This is a genomic window from Bacteroidota bacterium, assembly GCA_020402865.1.
Classification (GTDB): Bacteria; Bacteroidota; Bacteroidia; order Palsa-965; family Palsa-965.
The window spans coordinates 19,926-34,329 of sequence record JADBYT010000005.1; the positions used below are offsets into that span (position 1 = coordinate 19,926).

Annotated in this window: 11 protein-coding genes; 10 read left to right on the forward strand and 1 reads right to left on the reverse strand. The window is 50.5% G+C overall.

The genetic code is table 11. The features are described 5' to 3' along the window. Positions 1–95 precede the first annotated feature (95 nt). The 8 genes from IM638_03835 (at position 96) to IM638_03870 (ending at position 9,020) form a co-directional block, all read left to right on the forward strand. Positions 96–2,264 (forward strand): T9SS type A sorting domain-containing protein, encoded by a 2,169-nt coding sequence (locus tag IM638_03835; GenBank protein ID MCA6362140.1) that lies wholly within the window; start codon positions 96–98, stop codon positions 2,262–2,264. A 49-nt stretch (positions 2,265–2,313) separates the two neighbouring features. Beyond that, positions 2,314–3,483, forward strand: coding sequence for a 1-deoxy-D-xylulose-5-phosphate reductoisomerase (locus tag IM638_03840; GenBank protein ID MCA6362141.1), 1,170 nt, complete (start codon positions 2,314–2,316; stop codon positions 3,481–3,483). Positions 3,484–3,713: 230 nt separating this feature from the next. After that, positions 3,714–5,504: a hypothetical protein gene (locus IM638_03845; protein ID MCA6362142.1), complete on the forward strand. Its 1,791-nt coding sequence runs from the start codon at positions 3,714–3,716 to the stop codon at positions 5,502–5,504. Beyond that, positions 5,501–5,875, forward strand: a complete 375-nt coding sequence (locus IM638_03850) for a hypothetical protein (GenBank protein ID MCA6362143.1) — start codon at positions 5,501–5,503, stop codon at positions 5,873–5,875. Before IM638_03845 ends, IM638_03850 begins: the two co-directional genes overlap by 4 nt. A gap of 154 nt (positions 5,876–6,029) precedes the next feature. Continuing rightward, positions 6,030–6,335 carry a hypothetical protein gene (locus IM638_03855; protein ID MCA6362144.1) on the forward strand — a complete coding sequence of 102 codons (306 nt, stop codon included), beginning with the start codon at positions 6,030–6,032 and terminating at the stop codon, positions 6,333–6,335. Continuing rightward, a complete protein-coding gene (rseP, locus tag IM638_03860) occupies positions 6,247–7,581 on the forward strand; it encodes an RIP metalloprotease RseP (GenBank protein ID MCA6362145.1) in 1,335 nt (444 codons plus the stop codon). Before IM638_03855 ends, rseP begins: the two co-directional genes overlap by 89 nt. Beyond that, complete coding sequence (locus IM638_03865) at positions 7,553–8,479, forward strand: hypothetical protein (GenBank protein ID MCA6362146.1); 927 nt, start codon at positions 7,553–7,555, stop codon at positions 8,477–8,479. Before rseP ends, IM638_03865 begins: the two co-directional genes overlap by 29 nt. Before the next feature lie 88 nt (positions 8,480–8,567). After that, on the forward strand, positions 8,568–9,020 hold the full coding sequence (locus tag IM638_03870; protein ID MCA6362147.1) for a hypothetical protein: 453 nt from the start codon (positions 8,568–8,570) through the stop codon (positions 9,018–9,020). 64 nt (positions 9,021–9,084) lie between these two features. On the opposite strand, the gene IM638_03875 is transcribed toward IM638_03870, so the two are convergent. Then, positions 9,085–9,294, reverse strand: a complete 210-nt coding sequence (locus tag IM638_03875) for an alkylphosphonate utilization protein (protein ID MCA6362148.1) — start codon at positions 9,292–9,294, stop codon at positions 9,085–9,087. Positions 9,295–9,446: 152 nt separating this feature from the next. On the opposite strand from IM638_03875, the gene IM638_03880 reads away from it, so the two are divergent. Both IM638_03880 and IM638_03885 read left to right on the forward strand, forming a co-directional pair. Further along, complete coding sequence (locus IM638_03880; GenBank protein ID MCA6362149.1) at positions 9,447–12,086, forward strand: AsmA family protein; 2,640 nt, start codon at positions 9,447–9,449, stop codon at positions 12,084–12,086. A gap of 130 nt (positions 12,087–12,216) precedes the next feature. Beyond that, on the forward strand, positions 12,217–14,373 hold the full coding sequence (locus IM638_03885; protein MCA6362150.1) for a gliding motility-associated C-terminal domain-containing protein: 2,157 nt from the start codon (positions 12,217–12,219) through the stop codon (positions 14,371–14,373). Positions 14,374–14,404 lie beyond the last annotated feature (31 nt).

Genomic DNA, 14,404 nt, shown 5'->3' on the forward strand with positions numbered 1-14,404 from the left:
ACCCGGCCGCCCCTTCGTTCAATCAGGGCTATAGCCTCAACTGGTCAGGTGCATTTAATATACAATTGTCCTGATTTGCGTAAATTAACCCTGCCATGAAAAATTGCTTCACTTCAGCCGTATTCCTGTTCCTGTGTCATTCCCTCGCCGCCCAACTCTGGACACAGCTCGGCCCTAATGGCGGCTACTTCAAGGATTTCGCCATTGACCCGGCCAGCCCGCAAACCGTGTTTGCCGGCAGCGACGATTCGGGCGGTATCTGGAAAAGTACCGATGGCGGTGTAACCTGGGCACACGTAACCGAAGAACTTCCCGACTTTACCGGCTGGCACATTACCATTGATACGCTTACGCCCGGCACTGTATATGCCTGCGAAATGTATGGCCGCTACGGCGTAGCCAAATCAACCGACGGCGGCAATACGTGGACGCACATCGGCAACGGCCTGCAAACCAAGTACGACCGCATGGTAACCAAACTGGCCGTTGACCCGGCCAATGCCCAGCGCCTCTGGATAAGCACCGGCAGCGACGAAAACGGCAATCCGCCCCGGCCCGGCAACGGCGTGTTTGTAAGCACCAACGGCGGGGCAAGCTGGCAACCTACAGGCCTGCAGGACACAACAGTGCCCTGCCTTGCGGTTACACCCGCCGGCGTACTTTTTGCGGGAACAGCCGGTCACGGGCTCTACACCTCAACCAACGGCGGAACCAGTTGGCAGCCCGTAACGGCTATTCCCGGCACCACAGGCATTCAGCAAATTGAAGTGTCGGGGCAGGTGGTGGCAGTGGCGGCTTATCCGGCGGGCATTTACCTGAGTACCGACGGGGGCGGCACCTTCATCAACATCGGTCTCACGGGCGAATTCAATTTCGACATCAGCATTGCCCGCATTACACCCGCTATCGAAATTTACAGCACCGCCACCCTGCAGCCGCAGCGCTGGTCGTCGCAAACCGGCACCTGGACGGTGCTCACCGCCGCGCCCTCAAACCTTCTCGGCATTGGCCTTACCGCGCGGGGCAACGAAATTTTCTACGGCACGTTTTCCAACACCCTCATCTGGCATTCTGCCGACGGCGGCAACACCTTTTCGCAAATCGCACAGTCGCCCCGCTGCATCGAATCAAACAGCATTGTGGTTGATCCGCAAAATCAAAACCACTGGTGCATCAGTTTGCTCGGCACTTACTCGGCTAACTGGAACCAGCCCTGCCTCTCCGAAACATTCGATGCAGGCCTTACCTGGACACGCAAAGGGCCCGATGCGCACGGACTTTGCGTGCGCTTTGTGCCCGGCGCGCCGCAGGTAATGTATGCGGGTACGTTTGCGCAGGGACTGTTTAAATCGTACAACGGCTTCACTACGTGGACGCAACTCCGCAGCGGCAACAAACTCATCGGCGAAATCAGCATCGACCCGCAGGACACCGCAAAAGTGTTTATTGCCGAAGTGGATCTCACCACACTGCAGTTTGGCCTCTACCGCAGCAACGATGGTGGCAATACGTTTACACCGGTACTTACACAGCTCGTAAACCAGCTCTGGAATTCACCCACATCCGACACGCTGGTAGCAGCAACCGAAAACGGCATCTTCATCAGTCCCGACGATGGCAGCAACTGGACACAGCTTTTTGCGGGTTTTGATGTAACTACCCTTGCAATACACAACGGCAGCATTTACGCCGGGCTGCAAACCGGTCAGGTATTCCGCGCCTGGCCCGTGTATCAGAATCTCACCAACCCAATCTGGGGCCCGATGGTTTGCAAAACCCTGCTGTTTAAGGGCGATACGCTGTTTGCCGGTTTCAGTGGTGCCGAAATGGACACCAGCTACACGCTGCACGGCGGGGTGTGGATGAGCACCGATCAGGGCGTTTCGTGGAGCGATGTAACGGGTAATCTTTCCACCACGCACGCCTACGGCTATCCGGCGCTGGCTGTGGCCAACGGCTATGTGCTCATCAGCACCTACACCGGCAGTGTATGGAGTTTCGACATCATTACCTCGGCGCCGGTGGCCGCACAGGAGGAAACGTGGCCGGTGTATCCGGTGCCTGCAACAGATATGCTGCGGTTTACGCTCCGGCAGCCTGCGCGTGTAGCGTTGTACGATGCCGCAGGACGCATGGTGCGCGAAATGCAGGCGCAACCCGGCACACACACCATGCCGGTGTATGATTTGCCGGCCGGGGTGTATGTACTGCGCATGCAGGCGGCAAACAATGTGCAACGTTCGCGTGTTGTAGTGGCGCATTAATCGTGAACCGATTCACGGTATATTTGCGGCCACGCTAATTTGTCTGTTTGTGAATTCATCTGCACCACTCCGTCTCGCAATTCTTGGTTCAACCGGCTCCATCGGCACACAGGCGCTCGATGTGGTGGCTGCACAGCCCGGCCGTTTTGAGGTGGAAGTACTGGCCGCAGGCGGCAATGCCACACTGCTCATTGAGCAGGCCATAAAATTTAAGCCCAATGTGGTGGTGATTAACGACACCGCCAAACTGGCCGAAGTAAAAGCAGCCTTGCTCCCGCACGATATAAAAGTATATGGCGGCGAAGAGGCGCTGGCCGATGTGGTGCGCATGGACAGTGTGGATATGGTGCTGGCCGCCATTGTGGGCTATGCCGGACTGCGTTCTACGCTGGCCGCTATTGATGCAGGCAAGCAGATTGCGCTGGCCAACAAGGAAACACTGGTAGTGGCCGGCGATATTGTGACTAAACTGGCCCGTGAAAAGGGCGTAAATCTTTATCCGGTTGACTCCGAGCATTCGGCCATTTTTCAGTGCCTGGCCGGCGAGTTTCACAACCCGGTAGAGAAGATTTACCTCACCGCATCGGGCGGCCCGTTTCGCGGCAAAAAACGCGATGAGCTGGCCACAGTAACCCGCGCACAGGCACTCAGGCATCCCAACTGGGCCATGGGTGCAAAAATTACCATCGACTCGGCCAGCCTTATGAACAAAGGGCTGGAAGTGATTGAAGCGAAATGGCTCTTTCACCTCAATCCCGAGCAGATTGATGTAATTGTACACCCGCAAAGCATAGTACACAGCATCGTGCAGTTTACCGACGGCAGCATGAAAGCCCAGATGGGCCTGCCCGACATGAAGCTGCCCATTCAATACGCGCTGGCCTACCCGCAGCGCCTGAAGGCCGATTTTCCGCGCTTCAACTTCCTCCACTATCCGCAGCTCACCTTCGAAGCGCCCGACCGGGAAACCTTCGGCTGCCTGCAACTGGCGTTTGACGCACTGGCGCTGGGCGGCAACAAAGCCTGCGCCCTCAACGCCGCCAACGAAGTAGCCGTGGCCGCCTTCCTCGAAGAAAAAATAGGCTTCCTGCAAATTGCCGAGATCAATGCCGAAGCCATGCAGCGCACTTCGTTTGTAGCTTCGCCAAGCTATGAAGATTACGTACAAACCGATGCGGAAGCGAGGCGGATTGCAGCTGAGCTTGCGAAGCTGCACTGAGTTTAACGAGCGAAGCGAGTATAACTCCGTGCAAGATTGAAACAAGTCTCCAGACTTGTTTCAGGCCGCGAAGCTGATTTAATTATAAAATTCCTTTTAATAATTATATTGTTCTCTTTCAAAAAATAAGATTTTCAAGTACTTGTTTTTTTGTTTTTGGGTCAAAATTACTAGGTTAGCATTAATACATTTTCGCATTTACAAGATTAGATTTTATTTCAAAAAAAACAATGAAAAAAACCGCCGAAGATATTTATCAAGCTATTGCTTTAAATAGTGGGGAAGATGTTATTATTAATAATTGTACTGTTTCTGAGAGACTTGACTTTTATTCTATACATAAATTAGAAAATAAGCGTATTTATTTTGTTGGAGTGACTTTTGAAAATGAAATTATATTCAATAGCTCGACCACTATTAATCAAGTAATATTTGAGAATTGCAGGTTTATTAAATATATTGTGTTTTTTAATGTTACTACTCGGAAAACATCAAATGCACATGGACCATCTATTCAGTTTATATCTAAGTGCAGTATTGTCGGCACACTACTTTTCGAAATGGGATGTAATATAAACAGAGGAGTGCTTATTAATGATTGCCAAATAAACAATTTAAAGATATCTAATACAGAGATTGAATCTGGAAACTATGAAATATCAAAATGCGAAATAAACTCTTTTGATAGTTTTGGCAGAAATGTGTTTGCACAAATTACAAAATTTGTTCACAACAAATTTTTTTGTAATTTTTATTCAACTACTAATTATTTCAACTACTTGCTATTTGCAAATAATGAAGTCTATGGTGATCTTTATTTCGAGTCGAGTGGTAGTAAGAAAGTTATTTTCACAGAAAATCCTTCTTTGAAAAAAATGGTTACTATATGCAATTACCCTTATAATAATGCTAACATTGAAATTAGTAGAAATACTGTCTTAGAACAAATCAAAATTTTACTGGAAAAAAATAACAGTGTAGAGCCTTCGTTAAATGTATTGTCATTATTAATAGATAGTAATATTGTTTCGAAAAATATTTCCGTAGATGCGATAGGGAATGAATCAATCCCAAACTTGTCTGAAATTAGATTGAGATACTCTAATGGTAGTATGGGTGAAATTAGTCTAAATAATCTTCATGTAGATCAATTATTTTTCTCTGGTTTAGTCAATAGTAATTGCATTACAACAATTAACAATATTCATGTTCGATCGATGAATATAAGTAAATTCACCAATAAAGGTGTTTTACAATTTTATCACTGCTCTGTACTAAAAGATGAAAATAACACTTTAGCCATTACCGACACAGTACTTGGTGATACACAATTTAGAAATTTTAATATTGATAAATTTGACTCTGTCATTATGTTAGGTACTGATTTATCTACCATCACAATATCACCTATTCCATACAAACCAATCTCCGCAGAAAAGTTCATTCCTAAGTTAACATCTCTAAATTTAAAGGGATACCTCATCAATCTATATAATAACCAACTCGAAGATTCTTATGACGTAAATATTCTGAAACAAGAACGCGATATTTTCCGCCAGCTCAAATTGGTTTGCGAAAAAGCCGGTGATCGATCAGGAGCTTTATATTACAAATCTCACGAAATGCGAACCCTTCACCGGGAGTTAATCAGAACAAAGCGTTTTTACAATGCGGATAGAATATTGCTTGCTCTTAGTCGCACAAACAGCTATGGCCAAGATTACAGGTGGCCAATTCTTTGGGCGGTTGTATTCACCGTCTGTTTTTATTTTATCATTTTCACTGGAATTTCCTACAAACACGAATTCATACAAAACTCCAAACCATGGTGGGGAAGTGCTGCTTTTTCATGTGATAACTTTCCGTTAATATTCAAAATGCTAAATCCGGTATATGATCTTACCCGTTTCGGAGAATTGGAAATAAAGTCTTGGGTATGGCCCTTTGAATACCTGCACAAATTAACCCTCGCCTTCTTCATTTTCCAAACTATTTCAGCTTTCCGGAAATTCGTAAAATGACCATAAAACCTCCCCACATAAACTTCAACCCCGCCGATTTTGAACCGGTGCGGCAAATTGCGCTGAAATTTCCCGGTGCCGAAGACAGCATTTCGCACGAGGGCACACCTTCTATCAAGGTGCGGGGCAAACTTCTCTGCCGCCTGCACGACAGCGGCGAGTTTCTGAGCATTCAGGTTGGCTTTGAACGCCGCGAATATTACCTCGAAACCTATCCCGAAGCCTTTCACCTCCCCGAACATTTTAAGGCTTACCCCTACATTGCCCTCTGGCTGCACGCCGCGCGCAAACCATTGCTCGAAGAAGTGCTGGAACAAGGCTGGCGCCGCCTCGCTTCAAAGAAGCAACTCAAGGAATGGGACGAAAAGTAAAGCATTCTACCCGGTGATTCCGACAAACATTTTGTACCCGGTGGTTTCGATCCCCGCAGAAATTGCGGGGGCTCAACCAACGGATACAAAACCTGCCGCACCACAATACCCCGGTGGCTGAGCTTGTCGAAGCCACCGATACAACATGCTCCCGGTGGCTGAGCTTGTCGAAGCCACCGCAACCAACATGCTCCCGGTGGCTGAGCTTGTCGAAGCCACCGATACAACAATGCCCCTCCCCGCAATTTCTGCGGGGATCAAAGCCGCCGGTCAGCCAAAGCCCGGCATTCACAATGCATTGTTTGCCAAAAATCCCAAACATGACCAAATAACCCGCAACCCTGCTTATTTTTGTCAAAATCCTATTTCAATTGGTAAAGTTCACGCTATTCTTCCTCAGCCTTTCGCTGCTCATTATTCTTCACGAATTTGGTCATTACATCACCGCCCGCTGGTTTAAAACGCGGGTGGACAAGTTTTACCTTTTCTTCGATTTCCTTTTTCCCTTCGGCAACCTGCTGAAGTTTTCGCTGTTTAAGAAGAAAATAGGCGATACCACTTACGGCTTGGGCTGGTTTCCGTTTGGCGGCTATGTGGACATTGCCGGCATGGCGGCCGAGCCGGGCACCGACCCCGACACGCCGCCCGCTCCCGATGAATTCCGTGGCAAAAAACCCTGGCAGCGACTGATTATTCTGGCCGGTGGTGTGACGGTGAATGCAATTCTGGCGGTAATCATTTACGCTGTAATGTCGTTTGTATGGGGCGAAAGCTACACACCGGCCAACAAATTGCCCTACGGTATTGCCTGCGATTCGCTGGCGAAAAATTTAGGATTGATGAATGGCGATTTCATTACCGCTGTTGATGGTAAGCCGACTAAGAGTTTTATGGCAATCCGCAAGGATATTTTGCTCGATGATGCGCGTTCGCTGGAAATAATGCGCAACGGGAATAAAGTAAAAATTGAACTGCCCGAAGATCTTCCGACGAAACTGATTGAAAATGGCGGATCGATGTTTGACATCTGCATGCCTTTTGTGGTTGATAGTGTAATGGCTGACGGCACGGCCATAAAAGCCGGGATACAAAAGGGCGACAGCATTTTTGCGGTAAACGGCGATACGCTGGTATGGTATCACGAAATTGCGGCCTCGCTGGGTAAACATAAAAACAAAGAAGTAACCCTTGGCCTCACCCGAAAAGGTGAACCCATGAGTATTAAACTGAAGCTGAATGAGGAAGGTAAAATGGGTGTTGCAGCCAAACAGCCTGAACTCGAAAAAGTAACCACCGAGTATGGCTTTGGTGCAGCCATTGTGCGCGGCTTTACCCGCACCGGCGAATCGTTTACAAACTACGTGAAACAACTTCCGCTGCTGTTTACCAAAGCCGGCGCCAAACAGGTGGGCGGTTTTGCCAGCATGGGCAGCATTTTCCCGAGCAGCTGGGACTGGGAAAGTTTCTGGGGGATTACGGCTTTACTGTCGTGCATTCTGGCCTTTATGAACCTGCTTCCCATTCCGGTGCTCGACGGCGGTTACATTCTGTTTGTGCTCTGGGAAATGGTTACAGGCCGCAAGCCGGGCGAGAAATTCATGCGCATTGCCATGAACGTGGGCACCTTTATGGTACTTGGCCTGCTCATCTTTGCCAACGGCAACGACCTCTGGAAATTTGTCATCAAACCGCTCATCGGCGGCTGATGAACAGGCTGGCACGGGCTTTGCCGGTAGCAGATACGATTTTGCACCCAAACTGCGTTTGAGGATGAACATGAAGGCTTTTCGTTTGCTCTTTCTGCTGCTGGCCACCCCGGCGCTGCTTCCCGCACAAACCACCACACGCGGCACCGGCAGCGACAGTGCGGGCGGCACCACACCCTCGCCGGGAGGCAAAACAAACATTCTGGTGATACCCATGTATCCCACCATGTTTAACGTGGACCCCGACATAAGCCGCGCCATGAGCAAAGCCAGCGGCCAAACCTTCGAGCAAATCCGCCACACGTTCAACCAGGCGCTTGTGGACCAGCTGCGCAAACAGTTTGGCAACGGCTTCAGCATTACCTCGCTCATTGATGATACCGTGAAAATGAAAGAGGACCTGCGCTATGTATATGCCAATACAGCCAGCGAATGGACACTAACCGGATCTCCTTTAAATCCGCCCCCGGCTACCACTCCGCAAAAGCCACAACCCGGCCTTAAAAACGGACAGGTGCAAGCGACCACCGCACAGGGCGACCGGTTTATGAATACCGTATTGAAAACGCCAGAGGTCATTGAAAAGTTAAAAACCAAGTACAAGGCGCAGTACATCATTTTCATCAACCAGCTTGACCTGAAAAACGACCTTGGCAGCGATCCCTACAACCTGAACGGCACGCAAACCTTTAAACGCAGTGCGATAATGCACTTTACCATTTTTTCTGCCGCCACCGGAAAACGCACTGCCGCCGGAAAACTGCGCAGCGAATTTGCCAATACCGACAATACGCCCCGCGCAATCATCCAGAAAGCGTTCCCCTCGCTCATGCGCCAGCTGCAACTACGCTACCAGACCGGACTAAAGCCCGAACCGCCAAAGCCTGCCGGAAAGTAAAGCACCGGCAAAAACCGGCACACGGCCGAATCGGAATTATATTTTCACGCTGTACGCTGTATATTGGCTCCGACCCAATATTCAATTCATGCGCCTCATACTCTTTACTGCCCTGCTGGGCATTGCCGGCTGCTGCACCCGCCGCGACTGCGACGAAACCACAACCATCACCGCCATCGGTTTCAATAACTACACCCGCAACCAGATCAGCAACGGACAAATCATCCGCTTCGATGCCGCTTCCGGCTTCACACAACCTATTGACACCATTACCATAAGCAGTGCAGCGCTCTCGCCTACAAACAACAACCCCGACTCAATGCACTACACCTTTACACTGCCTGCTGCTTTCACCCCGCAAAACAATTACCGCATTCAGCTGCCCGTACAGCAAATAGACATTACCAATTTTAAATACGAAACCTTTGAATGCAACTCCTGTTTCCTGAAACAACAGGACGACAGCCGCCGGCTGAGTACCGTAAAAGTAAACGGACAGGAGCGCGCCATTGCCGGCGGATTTTTGCAGGTGTTCAGATAAAATACACACCCACTAAAAAGCGGCTGATGCACAGTGCATCAGCCGCTTTTTTGAAGACACTCATTTACGACTTCTTCAAAAACTCGGTGCGCAGCACAATGGTCTGGCGGTCGATACGGCCTTCCACTTCGCTTTCATCGTCGGTGAGGCGGATGCCTTTTACCATAGTGCCCCGTTTGAGCACGGCCGAAGAGCCGCGCAGCTTGAGGTCTTTGATCAGGGTCACGTTATCGCCTTCGCTTAAAAGCGTGCCGTTACTGTCTCTTACTTCCATAATTGAGTTGGTTTGGTGAAGCAAAGGTAGAGTTTGACGGGCATTACGTTATAAACATTTCACATTTCATACTTTCTCCTGCCACATACCTTTCTGCATCGGGCAGCGTTTTAGTTTTGAATTTGCAGGCAAACCAGTCTGCAAGTGCCTGCATGGAAGAAAACGCTGCTGTAGTAGTAAAGAAAAAACGCCCGTGGTGGAAACGGATACTGCGCCTGTTTATGTGGACAGGTCTTTCGGTACTGTTGCTGCTGGGGCTGGCGGTGCTGCTGCTGTTTGTGTTTGAGGATGATGTGAAAAAATACATTACCGCCGAAGCCAACAAGCACCTGAATACGGTAGTGTTTATTGATCCGAAAGACATCAACCTGACCCTGTTCAGCAGTTTTCCGGATGTGTCGCTTGAGTTTAAAAATGTGAAGGCGCTGGATGCGCTGCCCGACGAAAAACGCGATACCTTGTTTAAGGCCGAACGAATTGCGCTTTCGTTCAGCTTGCTTGATTTTTTCCGCGAAAACTATACTGTGCGCGATATTGCAATGGAAAATGCGGCGGTTGAACTGCGTATCGACAAAAAAGGGCGCGACAACTTTCACTTCCTCAAAACCACTGCCGACACGGGCGCATCTAATCCGGTGGCTTTTGCGCTGGAGCATGTGGGGCTCGAAAATGTGCGCGTACTTTACTTCAACCAGCCCGCACAAAGTACCTATGAAGTGCTAATTGATGCGCTCAACTGTTCGGGCGATTTTGGTACTGAGCAATACGTATTGCAAACCGATGCCGGCTTTACAGTAGGGCAGCTCAAACAGGGCAGGGCCTCGTATTTTGCCGGGAACAAAGGCACCCTCGACCTTGCGCTGCAGATAAACAACACGCAGAACCTTTACACGGTACAAACCGGCCGACTCACGCTTTCGCAGCTTGAACTGCTGGTGAGCGGATCAGTAAACAACAAGGCCGGTGTGCCGGTGCTTGATCTAGCTGTTACCGGCAACCGCATCGACCTCGGCAAGGCTCTTACGCTGCTGCCCGAAAGCCTGCGCAAAGACATTGAAGACTACAAAGCCACGGGCGAATTTTACACCGACATTACCGTAAAAGGGCCTGTGGCCGATACGGCTGCACTGGCGGTAGAAGGCAAATTCGGCATACGCAGCAACGGCACGCTGAGCCGCGAAGGCACCAATGTGACAATGCGCAACATTGCACTCAAAGGCGTGTTCAGCAGCGGGCGCGGACGCGACGGGTTTGAGCTTTCGGAGTTCAGCGCGGGCACGGGTACAAGCAGGTTTTCGGGACGCTTTGCCATGGACGGATTCACCAATCCGGGCTACACAGCCTCGCTCAACGGCAATATCAATCTGGCCGAAATGCAGGAGCTTTTTCAGCTCGACACCATTGAAAAAGCAGCGGGCAACATCGAGCTGCGCATCAACGCATCGGGCCGCCCCGGAAAAGGCAGCACACTCACCGCCGCCGATTTCCGCAACTTTAAAACCAGCGGCGAAATGACCCTGCGCAACGTAGTATGCCGCCTCAAAAACAGCGCACTGCCGGTTGACAGTCTCAGCGGCGCACTGGGTTTCGACGGCAACAACGTATCCATTACTAACCTGCGCGTCCGCTCAGGACCCAGCGACCTTGTGCTCAACGGCAAACTGCGCAACCTGCTCGGCTTCCTGTTTACACAACGCGAAGTGCTTGACATAACCGCCAGCCTCAGCTCCGAACTCACCGACCTCAACGCGCTATTGAGCACACCTGCAACCACCAAAAGCAGCGATACAACCTACAGCCTCACACTGCCCGAACGCATTGCCGTGAGCATTGCCGCGCAGGTGGGACAGGTAAAATTCCGCAAGTTCTATGCACGCGACCTGCGCGGCGAACTCAAGCTGCGAAACCAGCGACTTGTGGCCGATCCGGTGTCGTTCTGGACAATGGATGGAAAAATAAACGGCAGCGGAATGATAGACGGCACCCGGTCCGACTCGCTGCTTATTACCGGCAACGCACACTGTGAGCGCGTAAATATCAACAAACTGTTTGTGCAGCTCGAAAACTTCGGCCAAACCACACTCACAAACGAACACGTGCGCGGCACACTTACGTCTGATCTCAACTTCGCTTCACTCTGGAGCACAAGCCTTGTGATGAACGAACAAAAACTCTTTGCCGGTGCCGATGTAACCATTGATCAGGGCCAGCTCATCAACTTCAAACCGCTCGAAGAACTTTCGCGCTTCATCAAACTCGACGACCTGCGCAACATCCGTTTCAGCACACTCACCAACCACATCGACATCCGCAACCGCATCATCACCATTCCCGAAATGGATATCCGCTCAAGCGCAATAGATATAACCATGTCGGGCACTCACAATTTTGATAATGTGGTGGATTACCACATTGTGGTGGGGCTCGATGAACTCCGTGCACAGAAAGTGAAAAAAGCCAATCCGGTAAACGCCGAACTTGGCATTGTGGAAGAAGACGACGGCGGCCACCGTACCAAACTTTACATACTCATGAGCGGCCCGCTCGATAATCCCGATATCCGCTACGACTCAAAAGGCCTTGTGCGCGGCATACGCAACGATCTGAAGCAGGAAAAACAAGACCTGAAACAACTGCTGCGCGAAGAGTTTGGCTGGTTTAAAAAAGACACTACACTCAACAATAAAAAGCCCGGCGAGAAACCGCAGAAAAAGAACGAAGACGGCAAGTTCATCATCCGCTTTGAACAGGGTGAAGATGAAGAGGCTCCGCCGGAGGATGATGATTTTTAAGCAGTTGCATAACGTTCTTATGGGCGGGTAACGCAAAAAAAATCGCCCGGCCTGCAGTTCACCATGATAAGGTTTAGCAAAAGCGGCGTATCTTTCCATCTGATTCCCGTTACCACAATAAACCAGAACAATGAAACACACCTTACTCGCCTTTGCACTTTTTGGTGCAATAGCAGTTTCTGCGCAATCAGCTGCAACGGACACGGCAAACACCCTGCAGCAGTACGAGCAGATTAAGCTTCAGGGCCGGCAGCCCGTAATACGCACTGCCGCCTGGAACACCGCCCCTGCAGCAAACGTGCGCGTACAACCCAGCATTACCACACAATCAACCGATTGTGACTGTATGCTTCCTGTGGACAGCACATTTCAGGTTGTGCCGTTTTCATTCTCCAACCCGCCCGATTACCGCAACGATGACGGATCGACGGGTGTAATTCCCATCCCTTTCAACTTTTGCTTTTACGGCCAAAACCAAACCTCATGCTACATCAACAACAATGGTAACATTTCGTTTGGTGGCTCTTATGCTACATTTTCTGCCGTTGGCTTCCCGAGCAATCAGTTCTCGATGGTAGCACCCTTCTGGGCCGATGTGGATACACGCGGCACCGGTTCGGGACTGGTGTATTATAAAGTTACGCCCACTGCACTTATTGTGCGCTGGCAAACAGTAGGGTATTTTGCTTCCTACTTCGACAAACTCAACGATTTCCAGCTTATCATTACCGATGGTGTGGATCCGCTCATTCCTGGCGGCAACAACGTATCGTTCTGCTACGGCGATATGCAGTGGACCACCGGCGATGCCTCGGGTGGCAGTAATGGTTTTGGCGGCACACCGGCCACCGTGGGTGCCAACCTCGGAAACGGAGTGGATTATATTCAGTTCGGGCAGTTTGATGCACCGGGCTCGTTGTACGATGGTCCTTTTGGCAACAACGATCAGATAAGCTGGCTCGATAACCAGAACTTCGTGTTCAACACCTGTGCGGTGGGCAATATTCCGCCCATTCCTACCATGACCATTACCGACCCTGCCGGAAACACGACCAGTGTGCAGCCCTATTGCGGCGACACACTGCGCATTTGCGAAGGCAACACGGTTACACTCAACGCCACCTTCTTTGCACCCGAGCCCAACCAAACCGTTACAGTTACGCACACCGCTCCGCAAAACTTCACCGTAGTATCAAACACACCCGGCACAGCCGGCATTCTCATCGGCTCATTCACCCCCGATGCCACCAACTTCGGCATCAATACATTTACATTCACCGGCACCGATAATGGCACGCCCGTAGGCACAGCTACTTTCTCAATAAACATTCTGGTGGATACCTTCCAGCTGCCGCCCCCGGTTATCACCGGCCTCGACGAATATTGCCAGAACACGCCCGGCGTTACACTTACCGTAAACAACCCCGGCTACGACAGTGTAATGTGGAGCAACGGCCCTACAAACGTGAACTCGGTAAGCAACATTACACAAGGCACCTACATTGTAACCGTGGCCGACAACGGCTGCTTTGACCGCGACACCATTACCATAACCGAGCTGCCTTCTCCGGTACCGGCAATTACCGGCGTGCTTAACTTCTGCGGCACTACCACTACACTCAGTGCCGCAAACCCGGCCTATGCCAGCTATGTGTGGAGCAACAACACCACCACACCCGTAACCACTGCAGGCTCCGGCAACTACACTGTAACCGTGGTTGACACCAATGGCTGCACCGGCACATCGGCATCCGTTACCGTAAATGCCAACCCGGTTCCGCAGGCCGCATTCGCCGCCACACCGCCCACTGCATTTGCCGGCGACACCGTGGCCTTTACCGACCAAAGCACCGTAAGCAGCGGCAGCATCACGTCGTGGATTTGGGATTTCGGCGATGGCAATAACTCCACCGCCTCCAACCCCACACACAGCTACGGCACACCGGGCACTTACAACGTTTGCCTGTATGTAGCCACATCCACACCGTGCTACGATACTATCTGCAACGAGTACGTGGTGTTGCCTTTCACCATCATCGCCCCCAACATCATCACTCCCAACGGCGATGGCAAAAACGACAACCTTGTATTCATCAACCTTGAGTTTTATCCCAACGCACGCCTTACCGTGTACAACCGCTGGGGCAGCAAGGTGTATGAAAACACCAACTACCAGAACAACTGGGACGGCGGCGGTATGGTTGACGGCGTGTATTACTACGTAGTGGAGGCTGTTGATTTGCAGGAGCCGGCTACCGGGTTTTTCCATATCATCAGGGGGAATTGAGAAGTTTGATGAAATGAAATGTATAAAAGGC

Bases quoted from the DNA above. Each gene is read 5' to 3' on its own strand.
- IM638_03845 (MCA6362142.1), top strand. From the start codon at position 3,714: ATGAAAAAAACCGCCGAAGATATTTATCAAGCTATTGCTTTAAATAGT.
- IM638_03875 (MCA6362148.1), bottom strand. From the start codon at position 9,294: ATGGAAGTAAGAGACAGTAACGGCACGCTTTTAAGCGAAGGCGATAAC.
- IM638_03880 (MCA6362149.1), top strand. From the start codon at position 9,447: ATGGAAGAAAACGCTGCTGTAGTAGTAAAGAAAAAACGCCCGTGGTGG.
- IM638_03850 (MCA6362143.1), top strand. From the start codon at position 5,501: ATGACCATAAAACCTCCCCACATAAACTTCAACCCCGCCGATTTTGAA.
- IM638_03835 (MCA6362140.1), top strand. From the start codon at position 96: ATGAAAAATTGCTTCACTTCAGCCGTATTCCTGTTCCTGTGTCATTCC.
- IM638_03885 (MCA6362150.1), top strand. From the start codon at position 12,217: ATGAAACACACCTTACTCGCCTTTGCACTTTTTGGTGCAATAGCAGTT.
- IM638_03870 (MCA6362147.1), top strand. From the start codon at position 8,568: ATGCGCCTCATACTCTTTACTGCCCTGCTGGGCATTGCCGGCTGCTGC.